General features: G+C 59.4%; 16 protein-coding genes and 1 pseudogene. 7 read left to right on the top strand and 10 right to left on the bottom strand.

Annotated features, from left to right (window positions below):
* The 4 genes and pseudogenes from CFII64_RS22115 to CFII64_RS22100 all read right to left on the bottom strand — a co-directional run.
* Positions 1 to 746 (bottom strand): annotated as a pseudogene (locus CFII64_RS22115) (hypothetical protein); the annotation flags it as partial.
* 219 nt (positions 747 to 965) lie between these two features.
* Positions 966 to 1583, bottom strand: a complete 618-nt coding sequence (locus CFII64_RS22110) for a TPM domain-containing protein (protein WP_020293077.1) — start codon at positions 1581 to 1583, stop codon at positions 966 to 968.
* 26 nt (positions 1584 to 1609) lie between these two features.
* A complete protein-coding gene (locus CFII64_RS22105) occupies positions 1610 to 2368 on the bottom strand; it encodes a YgcG family protein (protein WP_020293076.1) in 759 nt (252 codons plus the stop codon).
* Complete coding sequence (locus tag CFII64_RS22100; RefSeq protein ID WP_020293075.1) at positions 2368 to 2994, bottom strand: LemA family protein; 627 nt, start codon at positions 2992 to 2994, stop codon at positions 2368 to 2370. The genes CFII64_RS22105 and CFII64_RS22100 overlap by 1 nt, the downstream gene beginning before the upstream one ends.
* 259 nt (positions 2995 to 3253) lie before the next feature.
* On the opposite strand from CFII64_RS22100, the gene bglX reads away from it, so the two are divergent.
* From bglX to CFII64_RS22070, 6 genes are all read left to right on the top strand, one after another.
* Positions 3254 to 5563 carry a beta-glucosidase BglX gene (gene bglX, locus CFII64_RS22095; RefSeq protein ID WP_020293074.1) on the top strand — a complete coding sequence of 770 codons (2310 nt, stop codon included), beginning with the start codon at positions 3254 to 3256 and terminating at the stop codon, positions 5561 to 5563.
* 119 nt (positions 5564 to 5682) lie between these two features.
* Positions 5683 to 7452, top strand: coding sequence for an ATP-binding protein (locus CFII64_RS22090; RefSeq protein WP_020293073.1), 1770 nt, complete (start codon positions 5683 to 5685; stop codon positions 7450 to 7452).
* The gene (locus tag CFII64_RS22085) at positions 7446 to 8771 is read left to right on the top strand and encodes a sigma-54 dependent transcriptional regulator (RefSeq protein ID WP_020293072.1); all 1326 of its coding nucleotides are present in this window, start codon (positions 7446 to 7448) and stop codon (positions 8769 to 8771) included. Before CFII64_RS22090 ends, CFII64_RS22085 begins: the two co-directional genes overlap by 7 nt.
* 291 nt (positions 8772 to 9062) lie before the next feature.
* The gene (locus CFII64_RS22080) at positions 9063 to 10388 is read left to right on the top strand and encodes an MFS transporter (RefSeq protein ID WP_020293071.1); all 1326 of its coding nucleotides are present in this window, start codon (positions 9063 to 9065) and stop codon (positions 10386 to 10388) included.
* Positions 10389 to 10743: 355 nt separating this feature from the next.
* Positions 10744 to 11097 (top strand): hypothetical protein, encoded by a 354-nt coding sequence (locus tag CFII64_RS29465; RefSeq protein WP_084488299.1) that lies wholly within the window; start codon positions 10744 to 10746, stop codon positions 11095 to 11097.
* 148 nt (positions 11098 to 11245) lie between these two features.
* Entirely contained in the window at positions 11246 to 11869 is a 624-nt protein-coding gene (locus CFII64_RS22070; RefSeq protein WP_020293069.1) for a flavin reductase family protein, read from the top strand.
* A gap of 13 nt (positions 11870 to 11882) precedes the next feature.
* On the opposite strand, the gene CFII64_RS22065 is transcribed toward CFII64_RS22070, so the two are convergent.
* Both CFII64_RS22065 and CFII64_RS22060 read right to left on the bottom strand, forming a co-directional pair.
* On the bottom strand, positions 11883 to 12122 hold the full coding sequence (locus tag CFII64_RS22065; RefSeq protein WP_020293068.1) for a hypothetical protein: 240 nt from the start codon (positions 12120 to 12122) through the stop codon (positions 11883 to 11885).
* 64 nt (positions 12123 to 12186) lie between these two features.
* Positions 12187 to 12528, bottom strand: a complete 342-nt coding sequence (locus tag CFII64_RS22060) for a putative quinol monooxygenase (protein WP_020293067.1) — start codon at positions 12526 to 12528, stop codon at positions 12187 to 12189.
* 322 nt (positions 12529 to 12850) lie between these two features.
* Between CFII64_RS22060 and CFII64_RS22055 the strand changes: the two genes are divergently transcribed.
* Complete coding sequence (locus CFII64_RS22055; RefSeq protein ID WP_020293066.1) at positions 12851 to 13780, top strand: AraC family transcriptional regulator; 930 nt, start codon at positions 12851 to 12853, stop codon at positions 13778 to 13780.
* A gap of 13 nt (positions 13781 to 13793) precedes the next feature.
* Here the strand turns inward: CFII64_RS22055 and CFII64_RS22050 are convergent, their stop codons facing one another.
* The 4 genes from CFII64_RS22050 to CFII64_RS22035 form a co-directional block, all read right to left on the bottom strand.
* The gene (locus tag CFII64_RS22050) at positions 13794 to 14849 is read right to left on the bottom strand and encodes an ABC transporter ATP-binding protein (protein ID WP_020293065.1); all 1056 of its coding nucleotides are present in this window, start codon (positions 14847 to 14849) and stop codon (positions 13794 to 13796) included.
* A gap of 23 nt (positions 14850 to 14872) precedes the next feature.
* Entirely contained in the window at positions 14873 to 15730 is an 858-nt protein-coding gene (locus CFII64_RS22045; protein WP_020293064.1) for an ABC transporter permease, read from the bottom strand.
* Positions 15727 to 16635, bottom strand: a complete 909-nt coding sequence (locus tag CFII64_RS22040; RefSeq protein ID WP_020293063.1) for an ABC transporter permease — start codon at positions 16633 to 16635, stop codon at positions 15727 to 15729. The genes CFII64_RS22045 and CFII64_RS22040 overlap by 4 nt, the downstream gene beginning before the upstream one ends.
* Before the next feature lie 161 nt (positions 16636 to 16796).
* Positions 16797 to 17900 carry an ABC transporter substrate-binding protein gene (locus CFII64_RS22035; protein ID WP_020293062.1) on the bottom strand — a complete coding sequence of 368 codons (1104 nt, stop codon included), beginning with the start codon at positions 17898 to 17900 and terminating at the stop codon, positions 16797 to 16799.
* Between the last annotated feature and the right edge of the window lie 111 nt (positions 17901 to 18011).

Raw genomic sequence — 18011 nt, 5'->3', positions numbered from 1 at the left:
GTTTTCGAGCGTTCTTTCGAGACCCGCAAATCGGGGCTTTGACAGCGCAGGCGGCGCAACGCCGAATCGCTTTCCAGACGCTGCAGCCGCAGCGCGCTCAGCTGAACTTCGCTAAAGCACAACTGCGTATCTAGCGGTCGATCATTCCAGTTGGCGGGCAGCCAGATGTCGTCCAGCGCCTTGCCGGTGGCAAGGCGCGCGTCATCAACGTAGCCCTCGCCCACGCGGAACTTCTTCAGTTCAATATCGTGATAAGTGGTCCGCTCGTCGCTGACCCGGACCTCCAGTTCCCGCCACAACTTGCCGTCGATAAAGACATAGATAAACCCGGCGCGGCACAACACCGGCGTGCCGTGATCGTAGGCGCTGTTGACACCCGGCAACGCCACGAACGGCAGCACCGGAACGATCTGATTCCACTGCTGATCCACTTGCCTTAGCGTGATTCGGGTTGCAGGGAGCGGCAGCAGGATCGGCTTGCCGCGTTCGGTTTCGATCTCCAGCATCAGCCGATGCGCGGGCTCGCCGGACCAGTCCCAGACATGCAACTGGCTGGGCGCGCACATGTAGGCGGTGATGTTTTCGGTGCAATCCTGCGCGGTGAGTGCGTCCAGCCGGGTGTTGGCGTCTTTCTCGTAGAACGCCAATCGTTGGGTCGGCGGATGGTACTGGCCGACCACCTGGACGATGAGTTTGTTGATTTCGCAGCACGGGCCACGGCTCAGGACGCCAACGGGTTTGGGCATGTCAGGACTCCTGTCCTGTCACGAAGTACGGGCAGCGAAATGCGGGAGGCATGGTCAAGTCCTGACTGTAAAAGCACAGGACTTTGCATCTTGATGGCTAAAGAGTCAGTCAGCGAGGGACCGCTGAAGCTGTGGGATATTTCTGATTTTTTTTACGTTAATTGCAGCTATGTAGACACTTCTCCGTCAGGACGGGCTCCAAAGGGAAAATCGCGTCAATCAGTCCAACACCACCAACCGATTCGGCAATTCATTCCTGGCCTGGGTCACCGGAACATGATCGGCCAGCACTTCCCCGCAGCCTTCAATGCATTCGAGAAAGCCCTGCAAGGTCTGACCGTTGCGCACGTGTTGGGTGAAGACGTCGATCAGCGCTTGCCAGGTGTCGTCATGCAAACGGCTGGAAATGCCGTGATCAACGAGGATTTCCACGTAGCGCTCGGCTTCGCAGACGAAGATCAGGATGCCAGTACCTTTTGCCGTGTGATGCAGGTTTTGCTCCAGGAACTGCCGACGCGCAAGGTTGCCCGCGCGCCAATGGCGAACCGAGGCGGGAACCAGATACATGGTCAGAGGGCTGAAGCGGCAGATGAGCGCGACGACGATAAAGGTCGCGATTTGTGTCAATAACAGTTCATTGGCGCTCAACCAGCCGGAAAAGTAATTGAGCAGGCCGGGCACCAGCAAAGCCACCAGCCCGGACCAGATCAGCGGGACATAGGTGTAATCGTCGGCCTGGCGTGCCAGCACTGTCACCAGTTCGGCATCGGTGCGCCGTTCGACGCGCGCGATTGCCTCGCCGACCTGGCGCTGTTGGTCTTGATTCAGTAAAGCCATGGTTGCGTCACTCATTGATCCGTCGATTACCAACTGCCCGAAGCACCGCCGCCGCCGAAGCTGCCACCGCCGCCACTGAATCCACCGCCACCGCCACCCGAGCCACCGGAACCAAGGCCGCCCAGCCCACCCAACCCACCGGCAGTAATAAAGCCGCCTCGGCCGCCGCGACCACCGCCGCCGCGTCCGGATCTCAGGAAAATCAGGATCAGGAAAACCACCACGATAATCAGCACCGGAACATTGTCGAAACCGGTCCCCTGCTGCTCAGCGCCACCCGCCGCTTGCGGTTGCGCCAGTGGATTGCCGCCCAGCACCTGGATGATCGCCTGCGCGCCCTGAGTGATGCCGCCAGCGAAGTTGCCGGTTTTGAATGCGGGCGTGATGATCTGATTGATGATCACCGACGATTGCGCATCGGTCAGCCGCTCTTCGAGGCCGTAGCCCACTTCGATGCGCACCTTGCGATCATCACGGGCGACGATCAGCAGCGCGCCGCTGTCCTTGCCCTTTTCGCCAATCCCCCACGCGCGGCCCAGTTGATAGCCGAAATCCTCGATGCTGGTGCCTTGCAGGTCCGGCAGCGTGACCACCACCACTTGCTCGCCGGACGCCTGTTCGTGAGCCTCAAGCATCTGCGTCAACTGCGCAGAACTCTGCGCGTCGAGCAACTGCGCGTTATCGACCACGCGTCCGGTCAGCGGCGGAAAGACCAGTGCGGCCTGCGCCGACAAGGCGCAGGCCCACAGCACAAGGACCGGCAGCGCGAGCCGCAAGGCCTTCATCAGAACTTCACTTCCGGGGCTTTTTCGGAACCTGGGGTTGTCGCTTCGAAGTTCGGGCGAATCGGCAAGTCGCTGTACATCACGGTGTGCCAGAGACGACCGGGAAAGGTGCGAATCTCGGTGTTATAGCGTTCAACCGAGGCAATGAAGTCACGACGCGCAACGGCGATGCGGTTCTCTGTACCTTCCAGTTGCGACTGCAAAGACAGGAAGTTCTGGTTGGCCTTGAGGTCCGGATAACGCTCGGAAACCACCATCAAGCGGCTCAATGCGCCACTCAGTTGGCCTTGGGCGTCCTGGAACTGCTTGAGTTTGGCCGGATCGTTCAAGGTATTGGCATCGACCTGAATCGACGTCGCCTTGGCCCGGGCCTCAATGACCGCCGTCAGCGTGTCTTGCTCGTGCCTGGCATAGCCTTTGACGGTTTCAACCAGGTTGGGGATCAGATCGGCGCGACGCTGATACTGGTTCTGCACCTGAGCCCAGGCCGCTTTCACCTGTTCGTCGTAGGTGGGAATGTTATTGATGCCGCAGCCGCTCAACAACGTGCTGAGCAGCAGTAGAACGCCGGTTGCCCAGGTATAGCGACGTCCGTTGTGGGACTGGCAACGCTGTATGTGAATCATTGTGTAACTCCTGTAATGGCTATTTATTCCGTATGGCTCAAGTGATTTTAGCCAAAACAGAAGTTCCCCGGCATAATCCGTCGCCAACGCCGGATCATCGGATAAAAAGTGTCTGCGCTACAAAGATGCCGGTAATGACAAAGAGTTCAGCGGCAGCCCATCGCCCTGACCGACAATTAAGCGCCAAAGGTCTAAAACCCAAAATATGGCTGCCTGAGATTAAACGTAAGTTGCAGGCAAAAGCCTTGAGAAATCATTCATGAATAAGCTGTGTTTACTCGGTCTTCTGGTCAGTCTGGCCAGCCAGCCAGTGTTGGCTGCAAGCAATGTCAGTGCCCCGGTCGCCACTAATCAGGCCACGTTGCAGGCGAAAAACGCGTTCATTTCCAATCTGCTCAAGCAAATGACGCTTGATGAAAAAATCGGCCAATTGCGGCTGATCAGCATCAGTTCGGAAATGCCACAGCCGATGATTCTCAAGGAGATCGCCGCAGGCCGGATTGGCGGCACGTTCAATTCCATCACACGCTCGGAAAACCGCCCGCTGCAGGAAGCTGCTGTCGCCAAGAGTCGTCTGAAGATTCCGATGTTCTTCGCCTACGACGTGGTCCACGGCCATCGCACGATTTTCCCGATCAGCCTGGGCCTTGCCGCCAGCTGGGACATGGACGCCATCGCCTTGAGCGGTCGCATTTCAGCCATCGAGGCCAGTACCGACAGCCTGGACATGACCTTCGCGCCAATGGTGGATATTTCCCGCGATCCACGCTGGGGCCGGTCTTCCGAAGGTTTCGGTGAAGACACCTATCTGGTGTCGCGCATCTCCGACGTGATGGTCAAGGCCTTCCAGGGCAAAAGCACCGCCGCCTCGGACAACATCATGGCCAGCGTCAAGCACTTCGCCTTGTACGGCGCAGTTGAAGGTGGCCGGGATTACAACACCGTGGACATGAGTCCTACGCGTATGTACCAGGATTACCTACCGCCTTACCGCGCGGCAGTTAATGCAGGCGCGGGCGGCGTGATGATCGCCCTCAACTCGATCAACGGCGTGCCCGCAACCTCCAACACTTGGTTGCTGCAAGACCTGTTGCGCAAGGATTGGGGCTTCAAGGGCGTGACCATCAGCGATCACGGCGCGATCAAGGAACTGATCGACCATGGCGTGGCGAAAGACTTCCGCCAGGCCGCCAAGCTGGCCATCAAGGCTGGCGTCGACTTGAGCATGAACGACAAGGCCTACGGTGAAGAGCTGCCAGGTCTGGTCAAAGATGGCGAAGTTTCCGTCAAGGAAATCGACAACGCCGTACGTGAAGTGCTTGGCGCCAAGTACGACATGGGCTTGTTCGCTGACCCGTACCTGCGCATCGGCAAAGCAGCGCAAGACCCGGCCGACACCTATTCCGACGACCGCCTGCATCGCAGCGAAGCACGGGATGTGGCGCGCAAGACCCTGGTACTGCTGAAAAACCAGAACGAAACCCTGCCGCTGAAAAAACAGGGCACCATCGCTGTGATCGGCAGCCTGGCCAAGAGTCAGCTGGACATGCTCGGCAGCTGGTCTGCCGCCGGTCGGCCAAATCAGTCGGTCACCGTGTATGACGGTCTGGCCAATGCCGTCGGCGACAAGGCCAAACTGGTCTACGCACGTGGCGCCAACGTCAGCGACAATGACCATATCAATGAATACCTGAACTTCATCGAGCACGAAGTCGACGTTGATCCACGTCCGGCCCAGGAAATGATCGACGAAGCGGTCAAGGCCGCCGAGCAGGCTGATGTGATTGTTGCCGTGGTGGGCGAGTCCCGTGGCATGTCGCATGAAGCGGCCAGCCGCAGCAGCCTGAACATTCCCGGCAAGCAGCGCGACCTGATCAAGGCGCTGAAGGCAACCGGTAAACCACTGGTCCTGGTATTGATGAACGGCCGCCCGCTGGTGCTGGTCGACGAACTGGCCCAGGCCGACGCGATGCTGGAGACCTGGTTCCCCGGCACCGAAGGCGGCAACGCCGTGGCAGACGTGCTGTTCGGCGACTACAACCCGTCCGGCAAGCTGGCAATGTCGTTCCCACGCTCGATCGGCCAGCTTCCTACTTATTACGCGCACCTGAACACCGGTCGCCCGTATTCCCCGGACAAGGTCGGCAACTACACGTCCCATTACTTCGAAGAAACCAACGGCCCGCTGTTCCCGTTCGGTTACGGCTTGAGCTACACCCAATTCGATGTTTCGGACATCATCCTGTCGGCTAAAGACATGCCCCGCAAAGGCAAGTTGACCGCCAGCGTGACCGTCAAGAACACCGGCAAGGTTGCCGGCGCAACCGTGGTTCAGCTGTATCTGCACGACGTTGCCGCGTCCATCAGTCGTCCGGTCAAGGAGCTGAAGAACTTCGAGAAAGTCATGCTGCAGCCCGGTGAAGAAAAAGTCGTGAGCTTCACCCTCAGCGAAGACGATCTGAAGTTCTATGATCCGAGCCTGAAATACGCAGCCGAAGCCGGTGAATTCAAGGTCATGATCGGCCTAGATTCAGAAGCGGTGAAGCAGGCGAATTTCAATTTGTTGTAAAGCCGCACCTGCAACGCAGGGTCCGTAGGACCGGCTTCAGCCGGGAGAACGCCCTCCCGGCTAAAGCCGGTCCTACGGAGTAACGCGCTGCAACCCGCCCTAAATCAGGCAAGCCTCCTATGCCATTCACCGCCCGCACCTTACGCATCGTCCTTTATGCACTGCTGATTCTCGCGGGCGCAGCCGTGTCGGCGGGTTTGGCAATGCGTCAGGCTCAGCGCCATGCGCTGTCGGACGATGCCGCAAGGGCCGGTGTTCAGCTGTCCCTTTACGCCAACACGCTGCACACCTTGATTGAACGCTATCGGGCGCTGCCTGCGGTGCTGGCGCTGGACCCGGAAATACGCGCGGCACTCAACGGTCCGATCACGGCGCAGTCCCAGGATGCGCTGAATCGCAAGCTGGAGCGTATCAACGGCGCGGCGCAATCCTCGACCCTTGAGCTGCTGGATCGCCATGGCCTGGCCGTCGGCGCCAGCAACTGGCGTCTGCCCAGCAGTTACGTCGGCCATAACTACGGCTTTCGTCCTTACTTTCAGCAAACCAAAGCCAAGGGCATTGGCCGCTTTTACGCGGTCGGCGTGACCAGCGGCATTCCTGGTTATTTTTTGTCCAATGCGGTGGTGGACGACAAAGGCGGGTTTCTTGGTGCCATGGTGGTCAAGCTGGAGTTTCCCGACCTTGAACATCAATGGGCGCAGGGCGACGACCTGTTGTTGATCAGCGACGCCAAGGGCATCGTGTTCATCGCCAACCAGCCTGGCTGGCGTTATCGCGAGTTGCAGCCGATTTCGGTTGAAGACCGCGCGCAATTGCTCAGCACCCGGCAGTACGACCGGCAACCGCTTTCGCCATTGCGCCGCCGCGAACTGCGCGAATTTGGCGAAAACAGTCATTTGACCCGGGTTGATGGCCCTGACGAAACGGCGGATTACCTCTGGCAATCAATGCCGTTGCCTGCCGAAGACTGGACCCTGCATCTGCTGCGCAAGCCGCAGATGGCCAGCGAAGACATCCGCAACGCAGGCATTGCTGCCGCCGGTGCCTGGCTGACGCTGGTGTTCCTTGGGCTGTTTCTGTATCAGCGCTGGCGCCTGGCGCGCATGCGCGAACGCAGCCGCGACGAGCTGGAGCGTCTGGTTCTGGAGCGCACTGTGGAACTGCGCACGGCTCAGGAAGGCCTGGTGCAATCGACCAAACTCGCCGCGTTGGGGCAAATGTCCGCAGCGCTGGCCCATGAGATCAATCAACCGCTGACGGCCCAGCGCATGCAACTGGCCACCTTGCGCCTGCTGCTTGATCATGGGCGCATAGATGATGCTTATAAGGCGCTGGGCCCGCTGGACCAGCAACTGACGCGCATGGCCGCGCTCACCGGGCACTTGAAAACCTTCGCCCGCAAAAGCCCCGGAGGCCTGCGCGAGCGACTGGATCTGGCGGCAGTGGTCGATCAAGCGTTGCTGCTGCTGGATTCGCGCATTCGGGATGAATACATCCAGTGCGTGCTGCACCTGACCCGGCCCGCATGGGTTCGCGGCGATGCCATTCGCCTGGAACAGGTGCTGATCAACCTGCTGCGCAATGCCCTGGATGCCATGAGCGACAAACCGCTCAAACGTCTGGAAATCGTGATCAGCGCCGAGGAAAATCGCTGGTGCCTGAGCGTTATCGACAGCGGCGGCGGCATCGCCGCTGAACATATGGTCAGTCTGTTCGACCCGTTCTTTACCACCAAACCGGTCGGCGACGGCCTTGGACTGGGCCTGGCGGTGTCCTTCGCCATCGTGCATGAACTGGGCGGACGGCTTGCAGCGCAAAATCATGGCCATGGCGTACGTTTCTCGTTCAGCCTGCCCAACGACTTCCTGGAGGTTGAACCCTCATGCTGAATTCCGTCATTGTCGTCGACGACGAAGCGCCGATTCGTGAGGCCGTGGAGCAATGGCTGACGCTGTCCGGATTCCAGGTACAGGTTCATAGTCGCGCCGAAGATTGTCTGGCGAACCTGCCGGAACATTTTCCGGGAGTCATCCTCAGCGACGTGCGGATGCCGGGCATGGGTGGCCTGGCGTTGCTGGCCAGGTTGCAGGCGCTGGACGCCGACCTGCCGGTTATCCTGCTGACTGGGCATGGCGATGTGCCAATGGCTGTGGATGCCATGCGCGACGGAGCCTATGACTTTCTGGAGAAACCCTTCAGCCCGGAAACCCTGCTGAGCAATCTGCGTCGGGCACTGGAAAAGCGCCAGTTGGTCCTGGAAAACCGTCGCCTGCACGAACAGGCCGATGCGCGCTCGCAACTGGACGCGACGCTGCTCGGTGTTTCGCCCGGTTTGCAGACCTTGCGCCGCCAGGTGCTGGATCTGTCGCAACTGCCGGTCAACGTGATCATCCGGGGTGAAACGGGCAGCGGCAAAGAGTTGGTTGCGCGCTGCCTGCATGATTTTGGTCCGCGCGCCAACAAGCCCTTCGTCGCCCTTAATTGCGCGGCGATCCCCGAACAGCTGTTCGAAGCCGAATTGTTCGGCCATGAACCCGGAGCGTTTACCGGCGCCCAGGGCAAGCGCATCGGCAAGCTGGAATACGCCGATGGCGGCACCTTGTTTCTCGATGAAATCGAAAGCATGCCGCTGGCGCAACAGGTCAAGTTGCTGCGCGTCTTGCAGGACAAACAGCTGGAGCGCCTGGGCTCCAACAAGCCGATCAACGTGGACCTGCGGATCATCGCGGCGACCAAGCCCGATTTGCTCGAAGAAGCCCGCGCCGGACGTTTTCGCGAGGATCTGGCCTACAGGCTGAATGTCGCTGAACTGCGCCTGCCGCCCTTACGCGAGCGTCGCGAAGATATTCCGCAGCTGTTTAACCACTTTGCGCAGGCGGCTGCACAACGCCTGGGCCGCAAGGCGCCGGAACTCAGCGCTGCGCAGTTGAGCCAGTTGCTGACCCATGACTGGCCCGGCAACGTGCGCGAATTAGCCAACGCCGCTGAGCGCCAGACACTAGGCCTCAGCGCGCCGGAACCGGTCGCACTGGACGCAGGGCCATCGCTGGCAGCTCAGCAGGAAGCGTTCGAAGCCCACTGCCTGCGCGCCGCCCTCAGCCGACACAAAGGCGACATCAAGGCGGTGCTCCACGAACTGCAACTGCCACGCCGCACGTTGAACGAGAAAATGCAGCGCCACGGCTTACTGCGCGAGATGTTTGTGTAGGAGAAACGCCGGATCTGTAGCAAGGCTTGCCCGCGCAGGGGCCAGTACATCCGCACATTTTTCCGCGCCCGATAAGAAGCCTTCGCGAGCAAGCTCGCTCCCACGGAGTGAACGGCGCCTTCATCGGCAACTTTCCGCTCATTGCCATCCACGCCATAAGCGGATTCCCGCTTATAAATGCTCGCAAACCCTTCTAAACCGGGCCTCTGCCCGCTGGCACAGCTCCTGCTATAGGAAGACACGGCCGCATTTTGACGTGCCCTTCTAAAAACAATGAATGTAAGGAATAAGATGGAAATCCCTACCTCCCTGTCGCAAGGGTCGGACAGCGCGCCTGCCGCTGTGAAGACCACCTCAAGTCGTCTCAAATCAATCTTCAGCGGTTCGGTCGGCAACATGGTCGAGTGGTATGACTGGTACGTCTACGCCGCCTTCTCGTTGTATTTCGCCAAATCCTTCTTCCCCAAGGGCGACACCACTGCGCAACTGCTCAACACCGCAGCCATTTTCGCCGTGGGCTTCCTGATGCGCCCGATTGGTGGCTGGCTGATGGGTTTGTACGCCGACCGCAAGGGCCGCAAGGCCGCCTTGATGGCTTCGGTACTGTTGATGTGCTTCGGTTCGCTGATCATCGCCCTGACACCGAGCTATGAAATGATCGGCGTCGGTGCCCCGATCCTGCTGGTTTTTGCCCGTCTGTTGCAGGGTTTGTCGGTGGGTGGCGAATACGGCACCTCGGCAACCTATCTCAGCGAGATGGCCACCAAAGAACGTCGCGGCTTCTTTTCCAGCTTCCAGTACGTGACGCTGATTTCCGGGCAGCTCATCGCTTTGGGCGTGTTGATCGTGCTGCAGCAAACCCTGACCACCGAACAGTTGTACGCGTGGGGCTGGCGTGTGCCGTTCGTGATCGGCGCACTGTGCGCAGTGGTTGCGTTGTTCCTGCGTCGTGGCATGGAAGAAACCGAGTCGTTCACCCGCAAGAAGAAAGAGAAGCCAAAAGAAAGCCTGATGCGCACGTTGATGCGCCATCCCAAGGAACTGATGACCGTGGTCGGCCTGACCATGGGCGGCACCCTGGCGTTCTATACCTACACCACGTACATGCAGAAATACCTGGTGAACACGGTCGGCATGAGCATCACCGACTCGACGACCATCTCGGCGGCAACACTGTTTCTGTTCATGTGCCTGCAACCCTTTGTCGGCGCGCTGTCTGACAAGATCGGTCGGCGTCCCATCCTGATCGCCTTCGGGGTAATGGGCACGCTCTGTACCGTGCCGATCCTGACCACGCTGCATACCGTGCAAAGCTGGTGGGGCGCGTTCTTCCTGATCATGGCGGCACTGATCATCGTCAGTGGCTACACGTCGATTAACGCAGTGGTCAAGGCCGAGTTGTTCCCGACCGAAATCCGCGCCCTGGGTGTTGGCCTGCCTTACGCACTGACGGTATCGATCTTTGGCGGCACCGCTGAATACATCGCGCTGTGGTTCAAGAGCATCGGCATGGAGACGGGGTACTACTGGTATGTCACCGCCTGCATCGCCGTTTCACTGCTGGTTTATGTATTCATGAAGGACACGCGCAAGCATTCGCGCATTGAAACCGACTGAGTCATATCAGCCTGAGTGATCAAGGGCAGCCTCATTTGATGGGGCTGCCCTTTTTTCTGGGAGAAGCTTTGGCAAGGACGCAGATATTCTGGTGCAATTTTTCACTGATAAATCGGTAAATACCGCAACCAGAGATAAGTATTCAATTTGTCAAGCCAGCTTGTTGCAAGACTTTTCAGAGAAATGCACCACCACTGCGCAATAACCCCTGGCACGCCCGAAAACCGAGCCCTGTGGCGTACTATCATTTTTGACGATGATGGCTAGCAACCCTATTAACTTCTTAATAAAAGTCAGGCGCGTAGCATTAGCTCCATACCGAGTCGCAAACAAATTCGATGTGGAGTAACTGATCATGAAAACCAACAAACTGATTTTTGGCCTGGCATTCTCTGTTCTGGCATCAAGCGCTTTTGCCCTTCCTGCCGTAGAGACAAGCAACCTGCTCAATTCCACCGTTGTCGCTGAAGGCGGTTCGTCCCACACCAACGCCACCCACAACCCTCAAGCTGCTGATGGCGCTGATCACGTAGGTGCCAATCGTCTGGCTGCTGACGGCGCTGACCATGTGGGTGCAAATCGTCTGGCTGCTGATGGTGCTGACCGAGTGGGTCAAAATCGCCAGGCTGCTGACGGTGCTGATCACGTAGGTGCCAATCGTCTGGCTGCTGACGGCGCCGACCATGTGGGTGCAAACCGTCTGAGCTAATCACTCAACGGCTACACCCAGCCCGGCTTAGTGCCGGGCTTAATCGTTTCCGGGCCCTGAAATCTGTCGGCAACTCTGGAATGTCCAGCGCCGGCCTTGCACTATGACGCAACTCTGCCCTCTCATCGCGGTAACAGGAATTGCGCCAATGTCAGATGACATCCATTCGTACGAACCTTCCCAAGGCCATCGCCTGCCCCACGACCCGTTCAATGCCATCGTTGGTCCCCGCCCTATCGGCTGGATTTCGTCGCAGGACGCCAACGGCAAATTGAACCTGGCGCCGTACAGTTTCTTCAATGCCTTCAACTACATTCCGCCGATCATCGGCTTTTGCAGTGTCGGCCGCAAAGACAGCCTGAATAACATCGAGCAGACCGGCGAGTTCGTCTGGAACCTGGCAACGCGCCCGCTGGCCGAAGCCATGAACCAGAGCTGCGCACCGGTATCGCCGGACGTGAACGAGTTTGAACTGGCCAACCTGACGCCACTGGCATCGCAGATTGTTGCGGTGCCTCGGGTCAAGGAAACGCCGGTGTCGTTCGAGTGCAAGGTTACCCAGATCATCCAGCTGCAACGCGCGGATAAGGAATTGGTGCCCAGCTGGCTGATTCTTGGCGAAGTGGTGGCGGTACACATCGCCAAGCGGTTGCTCAAGGACGGTATTTACGACACAGCGGCGGGCGAGCCGATCCTGCGTGGCGGCGGTCCGGCGGATTATTTCCAGCTCGGGCCCCAAGCGCTGTTCCAGATGTTCCGCCCCAAAGCCTGATGCGGCAGGTGGCTCACTGCGCAGCAAAAACCAGATCGCCCTCGGCGTCGATGTCGGTCAGCCGTGCCAGTTCTGCAGTGGCGGCGAGGTCGGCGTCGTGAGCGGTCTTGAACTTCTGCCCGTCCAGCACCCGATGAAACACCGGCGCACCACCCGCGTGAAGGGCTTTGACGGCAATTGCCGCGTCGTAACCCCCTTCGCCTGGAACCATTGCGGTAACAGCTTCGAAATCCTGAAATTCTCTACGGGCCATGAATGCGATCCTGATGTGCATGGAAAGCAGGGGATTCTAAACGGTCGGGGCTGCGGTGGGTTACCTAGATCGCGCGCAACATCTGCTGCACATTGGCATCGGCACCGTCGTCGGTCGCGAAGGTGTGAAAATCCAGGCTGCTGACGATGAGTTCCTGAACGATCTCGGAAAACACTTGCAGATGCGGCGTATTGAACCAGGCGTTCATGGCCTGTTCATCCGTCCATGAACCGGAAACCAGCCACAGATCGGGATCCCGCGCTGAATGCCGCAAGGCAAACTCCAGACAGCCGGGAGCGTTCAGCGAAGGCGCGATCAGATTGTCCAGACGCGCGCCGAGCTGGTCGCTCTGACCGATCCGGGCACGGGCGAAAACGAGATGGCTCACCGAAGTTGATTGAGGCATGGTCCTGGCTCCTTGTTTGACGTGCCGCGTGAAAAAATCGCAGTGCTGCGACAGGAGCTGAGATTAAAGGCTGCTGGCAACTACCCGGTAGACAGTTCCTGCCAGGTTCTTGCCTGATTCTGCACGGGGGCGGTTTTCTGCCCTGAATCGTCGGCCTGTCAGGCAACCACTGCATGACCGTGGATGCTGGCAAACCGGCCGCTGCATCGCCTCGCGCCACAGCGCACGGCAGGATCAGGCAATCATCCGGCAGGAATCGCGTAGCGCTTTGGCTTGCACAAAAATAAGCTGGGCATTCACCAAGGATCAAAGGACTCGATACATGTCGCAGCTCGAACGCCACGTTGAAACGCTAAGCGAAGACATGGAAAAGCAGCGCGCCGAGCTGGCTGACCTGATTCGCCGCTATGCGCCGAAGGAAGGCTCTTTCCAGACTGCTATCGCGCCGCTGTTCATGGCCCGCTATGAAAATCCGTCGGAAAGCCTGCCCGCCGTGGCGCAACCGGCTTTATGCATCTTCGCCCACGGCAGCAAGCAGGTGCGTCTTGGCGACGAGACCTACACGTATGACCCGCTGAATTATCTGGTGGTGTCAGTGGCGATGCCATTGAGCGGCAAGATCCTCAACGCAACGGTGGATAACCCCAACCTGGCGTTGCGCCTGGATATCGATCCCGTTGAAATCAATGCGCTGATTGCCGAAGCCGGCCCCATGAGCGTGCCGACCCGCCCAAGCGGGCGCGGCCTGTATATCGAGCGCATCGACACGCAATTGCTCGATGCCGTACTGCGTCTGTCGCGTTTGCTGGACAGCCCGAAAGACATCGCCATGCTCGCGCCGCTGATCAAACGCGAAATCCTTTATCGCCTGCTGCGTAGTCAACAAGGGCATCGCTTGTACGAAATTGCCATCGCCAACTGCCAGACGCATCGGGTAACCCAGGCAATCACTTGGCTGAACGCACACTTCGGCGAGCCGTTGCGCATCGAAGAGCTGGCCCGGGAAGTCAATTTGAGTGTCTCGACCCTGCACCACCGTTTCAAGGCGGTAACGGCCATGAGCCCGCTGCAATACCAGAAGCAGCTGCGCCTGCAGGAAGCCCGACGCTTGATGCTGGCCGACGGACTGGATGCGTCCGCCGCCGGTTATAAAGTGGGCTATGAAAGCGCATCGCAGTTCAGCCGCGAATACAGCCGACAGTTTGGCGCGCCGCCGCTTCGGGATTTGGCGCGCCTGCGCAAGATCGTTTGACCGGTTTGCGCAGTCAGCCGCTCAACACACGGCAGGCTTCGGCGGGAATGGTCACCGACACCAGATTGCCGATGCTCAGCCCCACACACTGATTCGGCGTGCTGAGTGCCGTCAGCGACACGCCCGAGCAATCGACCGTGGTTTCAATGGTCGCGCCGATGTCACGAATGAAGGTCACGGTGCCCGCCAGCTGATTGGCCGCCGCAGCTTGCGGCAGTGACAGCTGCAAGTCTTCCGGGCGGACCAGCATTTTGATGTTGGAGCCGACAACGATGTTATTGCTGATCGGCACATTCAACGCCTCCCCGCCCGGCATGCCGACCTTGCCGTTACCCAGCGCCGTCGCCGCGAAGATATTGCCCGAGCCGATAAAGTCCGCGACAAATTCGTTGGCCGGATTGCGGTAGATCTCGATGGGCGTGCCCACCTGCTGTATCCGATGTTCGCCCAGCACCACGACGATATCGGCCATGGTCATGGCTTCGCGTTGGTCGTGGGTGACCAGAATCGTGGTGATATTCAGGCGCTTCTGCAGCTGGCGGATCTCCACTTGCATGGATTCGCGCAACTTGGCGTCCAGCGCCGACAAAGGCTCGTCGAGCAACAGCAGCTTGGGATGCGAGGCGATGGCCCGGGCAATCGCGACTCGCTGCCGCTGGCCGCCAGACAATTTCGCCACCGGGCGATCAACCATTTGTTGCAGCTGGATCAACTCCAGCAACTCGCTGACCCGGGCCTTTTGCTCTGGCTTGCCGACGCCGCGCAATTTGAGCGGATAAGCGATGTTTTCGCCGACGGTCATGTGCGGGAACAGCGCCAGCGACTGGAACACCATGCCGAAATTGCGCTGATGCGCCGGCGTATGGCTGATGTCTTCACCGTCCAGGCGAATTTCGCCGCTGGTCAGGGTTTCCAGCCCGGCAATCATGCGCAGCAAGGTGGTCTTGCCGCAGCCCGACGGGCCGAGAAAACACACCAGTTTGCCTTCCGGCAGGTGCAGATTGACGTCGGTTACCGCACACGCCGAGCCGTAGTATTTCTCTACGTTTTCCAGAATCAATCCGGTCATTTTTTGTAAACCTCAATGGGCAATCAGAACGAGACGCCACCTTCGCCAACCAGCTTCTCCAGCGCCCAGATCAGGACGAAGTCGATCAGCACGATCAGCACGGCGAAGGAAAAAACAGTCGGATCCAGCGACGACACGGTGCGGCTGTACATCCAGATCGGCACGGTCATCACGTCGATGTTGTAGAGGAAGTAGGTCACGGTGAACTCGTTGAACGAAACGATGAACGCCAGCAGCATGCCAGCGAGAATCCCCGACTTCATCAGCGGCACCACCACGTCGACAATCGCCCGCAGCGGCGAGGCGCCGAGCATCTGCGCGGCCTCCTCCACTTCGCTGCCGATGGACATCATTGCCGCCGTGCAGTTTTTCACCACGAAGGGCAGCGCCAGGATGACGTGGGCAATCACCAGTCGCGAGGTATCCATGTGAAACGGCAGGTTGTCGAAGATCAGCAGCAGCGCCAGGCCCAACACCACCATGGGAAACACCAGCGGCAGCGACATCAATTGCATGGCCACGGCCTTGCCGCGAAATTCGCAGCGGGTCAGCGCGTAGGAAGCCGGTACGGCGATAAGCGTTGCAAACACCATGGTCAGGCAGGCCACCAACAGGCTGGTGGTCATGGCTTTGCCCAGGCTCAGAACATCGCTGGAATCCGGCGAAACAAAGGTGCGCCAGGCCGCTTCATACCATTTGAGGCTGTAGCTGGAAGGCGGGAAATCCAGGTTCGATGCGCCGCTGAACGACATGACGATCATGGTCAGGATCGGCATGACCGCCAGCAGCAGGATGAAACCGGAAAGGATTGCCGCGAAACGGCCGGTATCGCCAGGCAAAACCGGTTGCAGGCGCAAGCGTTTTTTTGTCGAAAGACTCATTGCGAAGCCTCCAGCATGCGACGACGTCGCCCGGTGATGTATTCCGAAAGGGTCATGATCGCCAGCGTCGTTACAATCAGCACCACCCCCGCCGCCGAGGCCGCTGGCCAGTTCATCAACGGCGCGATCTGGTCGTGAACCATCACCGCCAGCATCGGCACACGCCTGCCGCCCAACAGCAGCGGTACGACAAAGCTGCTGGCGTTGTAGGCAAACACCAAAGTGGCACCGGTAATAATCCCCGGCAGGCTCATGGGCAGGACCACCTGACGAAACACTTGAAAGCGACTGGCGCCAAGGGTCGCGGCCGCTTCTTCGTAACTGCGGGAAACGCCGCGCATGGCGCTGGCAATCGGCAGCACCGCGAGGGGGAATGCGGTCTGCACCAGGCCCATCAGCACGCCGTTCTGGTTGTACAACATCATGATCGGCCGCGTGATCAGGCCCATGCCTTTGAGCGCCTGATTAAGCATCCCGCCCGGACCGAGAATCACCAGCCAGCCATAGCTTTGCAGCAGCAGGTTGACCAGCAACGGCAGCAATACCGCAGCGAGAAATATCCGCCGGATGAAAGGCGATTGCAGGCGCGACATGGTGTAGCCGACCGGGATCGCCAGGATCACGGCAATCACGGCGCTGATCAGCGCCAGGCGCAAGGTAAGCAGCAGTGACTTCAAGTAGTAGGGTTCCAGCAGCTGGGCATAACTGTCCAGGCTGAAACCGGTCCACTCCGCGCCCTTGGTGCCGACGCTCATGCGCAGGACCAGCAGGCTGGCGGCAATCAACACCGCCATGAACAGCATTGATGGCGTAAGAAACAGCCAGGCGCGGGCGGTGGGAGAAAATGTCCTCGGTTTGCGTGCAACAGCCACGGCGACCGGGCGGATCAAGGATGGGTGTTCCATGGTGGTGTTCTCTTTATTAGTAACCGAGGGATCACCTGGTTCGCTGTGAGGCGCGACTCGTGTAGGAGCGACCTTGTTCGCGAGGCACCAGACCGGTGATCGCAATACCATTGCTTCGCCAACAAGTTGGCTCCTACAAAAAATCAAAGCGCGGCGTCACCTCAGGAAGAAAAAATCTCGGTGTAGCGGCGAATCCACTGGTCATGCACCGAGGCCAGGAAAGCGTTGTCGTGCATGATCGCTTTGTCGGCGATTTGCTCGGGGGTGAGGATGTACGGGCTCTTGCGCGCTTCGGCGGAGATGATCGCCTTGGAGTTGACCGGGCCGTTGTAGATGTCTTCTGCCATCTTGCCCTGCACCAGCGGGTCCAGAGAGTGGTTGATGAAGGCGTAGGCCAGATCGGTATCGCCCGGACGATTTTTCGGCAGGACCGACTGCATCAAGTCGGTATAGAAGCCTTCTTTCATGCCGAACGTGGCGCCCAAACCGTAGGCCGGGTCGCGAATCTGATTCGGAAAAAACGCGGGAGCGTACAGGCCGCCCATGTCTAGCGAGCCGGTGCGGAACAGTTCGGCGATCTGGTTCGGGTTTTCGCCCAGCGTCACCACGCGATCCTTGAGCTCGGCGAGCTTCTTGAAGCCCGGCTCGATATTGTGTTCGTCACCGCCGGCCAGTTTCGCGGCGATGATGATCAGGTCCATGGCCTCGGTCCAGTTCGGCGGCGGCAGGAAGATGCTCGGCGCCAGGTCCTTGTCCCACAAGGCGGCGTAGCTGTCCGGTGCTTCCTTCACGGTGCGCGTGCTGTAGATCAGGCTGTTGCACCACAACAGGTAACCGATGCCGTGGCCGTTGGCGCCGGTGCGGTATTTCTCCGGGACGTCGACAATGTTGGGGATGCGATTGAGGTCGGGCTTTTCCAGCAGACCGGCCGCCGCCAGGCCTTCAGCGCCGACACCGGCCAGGGTAATGACGTCGTATTGCGGGCGATCACCGCCAGCCTTGAGCTTGGCGACCATTTCCGAGGTGCTGCCGGTGCGGTCGGCAATGACCTTGGCGCCGGTCTTGGCTTCGAAGGTTGCCGCGATGTTGCGCAACGCCGCGAGGCCAGTGTCATCGGACCAGGTCAGCAGACGCAGGGTCTTGCCCTGGAAGCGGGTGTCGCTGGCATTGGCGCGGATGAACGGCATCGACATGGCTGCTGCGGCGACCGATGCGACGCCCACTGTCTTGATGAACTGTCTTCTGTTCAGATCATGCTGGCCCATTCTGGACTCCATTTTCGTTGCTGCATGTTGAAGGTGACGCATCGTCGCGACAGGCGAACCGCGTTCCCGAAGCTCTCACCAAAGGCCCGTGTTCCGGGCGCATCGGCTGAG

It is taken from the genome of Pseudomonas sp. CFII64 (assembly GCF_000416235.1).
Taxonomy (GTDB): domain Bacteria; phylum Pseudomonadota; class Gammaproteobacteria; order Pseudomonadales; family Pseudomonadaceae; genus Aquipseudomonas.
Note: the sequence above shows the minus strand (reverse complement) of the source record. Positions and strands in the feature narration are given on the sequence as shown.

What these genes read in the sequence shown, in the direction of transcription:
- CFII64_RS22110 (WP_020293077.1), bottom strand. Translation starts at nt 1,583, where the DNA reads ATGGCTTTACTGAATCAAGACCAACAGCGCCAGGTCGGCGAGGCAATC.
- CFII64_RS22105 (WP_020293076.1), bottom strand. Translation starts at nt 2,368, where the DNA reads ATGAAGGCCTTGCGGCTCGCGCTGCCGGTCCTTGTGCTGTGGGCCTGC.
- CFII64_RS22100 (WP_020293075.1), bottom strand. Translation starts at nt 2,994, where the DNA reads ATGATTCACATACAGCGTTGCCAGTCCCACAACGGACGTCGCTATACC.
- bglX (WP_020293074.1), top strand. Translation starts at nt 3,254, where the DNA reads ATGAATAAGCTGTGTTTACTCGGTCTTCTGGTCAGTCTGGCCAGCCAG.
- CFII64_RS22090 (WP_020293073.1), top strand. Translation starts at nt 5,683, where the DNA reads ATGCCATTCACCGCCCGCACCTTACGCATCGTCCTTTATGCACTGCTG.
- CFII64_RS22085 (WP_020293072.1), top strand. Translation starts at nt 7,446, where the DNA reads ATGCTGAATTCCGTCATTGTCGTCGACGACGAAGCGCCGATTCGTGAG.
- CFII64_RS22080 (WP_020293071.1), top strand. Translation starts at nt 9,063, where the DNA reads ATGGAAATCCCTACCTCCCTGTCGCAAGGGTCGGACAGCGCGCCTGCC.
- CFII64_RS29465 (WP_084488299.1), top strand. Translation starts at nt 10,744, where the DNA reads ATGAAAACCAACAAACTGATTTTTGGCCTGGCATTCTCTGTTCTGGCA.
- CFII64_RS22070 (WP_020293069.1), top strand. Translation starts at nt 11,246, where the DNA reads ATGTCAGATGACATCCATTCGTACGAACCTTCCCAAGGCCATCGCCTG.
- CFII64_RS22065 (WP_020293068.1), bottom strand. Translation starts at nt 12,122, where the DNA reads ATGGCCCGTAGAGAATTTCAGGATTTCGAAGCTGTTACCGCAATGGTT.
- CFII64_RS22060 (WP_020293067.1), bottom strand. Translation starts at nt 12,528, where the DNA reads ATGCCTCAATCAACTTCGGTGAGCCATCTCGTTTTCGCCCGTGCCCGG.
- CFII64_RS22055 (WP_020293066.1), top strand. Translation starts at nt 12,851, where the DNA reads ATGTCGCAGCTCGAACGCCACGTTGAAACGCTAAGCGAAGACATGGAA.
- CFII64_RS22050 (WP_020293065.1), bottom strand. Translation starts at nt 14,849, where the DNA reads ATGACCGGATTGATTCTGGAAAACGTAGAGAAATACTACGGCTCGGCG.
- CFII64_RS22045 (WP_020293064.1), bottom strand. Translation starts at nt 15,730, where the DNA reads ATGAGTCTTTCGACAAAAAAACGCTTGCGCCTGCAACCGGTTTTGCCT.
- CFII64_RS22040 (WP_020293063.1), bottom strand. Translation starts at nt 16,635, where the DNA reads ATGGAACACCCATCCTTGATCCGCCCGGTCGCCGTGGCTGTTGCACGC.
- CFII64_RS22035 (WP_020293062.1), bottom strand. Translation starts at nt 17,900, where the DNA reads ATGGGCCAGCATGATCTGAACAGAAGACAGTTCATCAAGACAGTGGGC.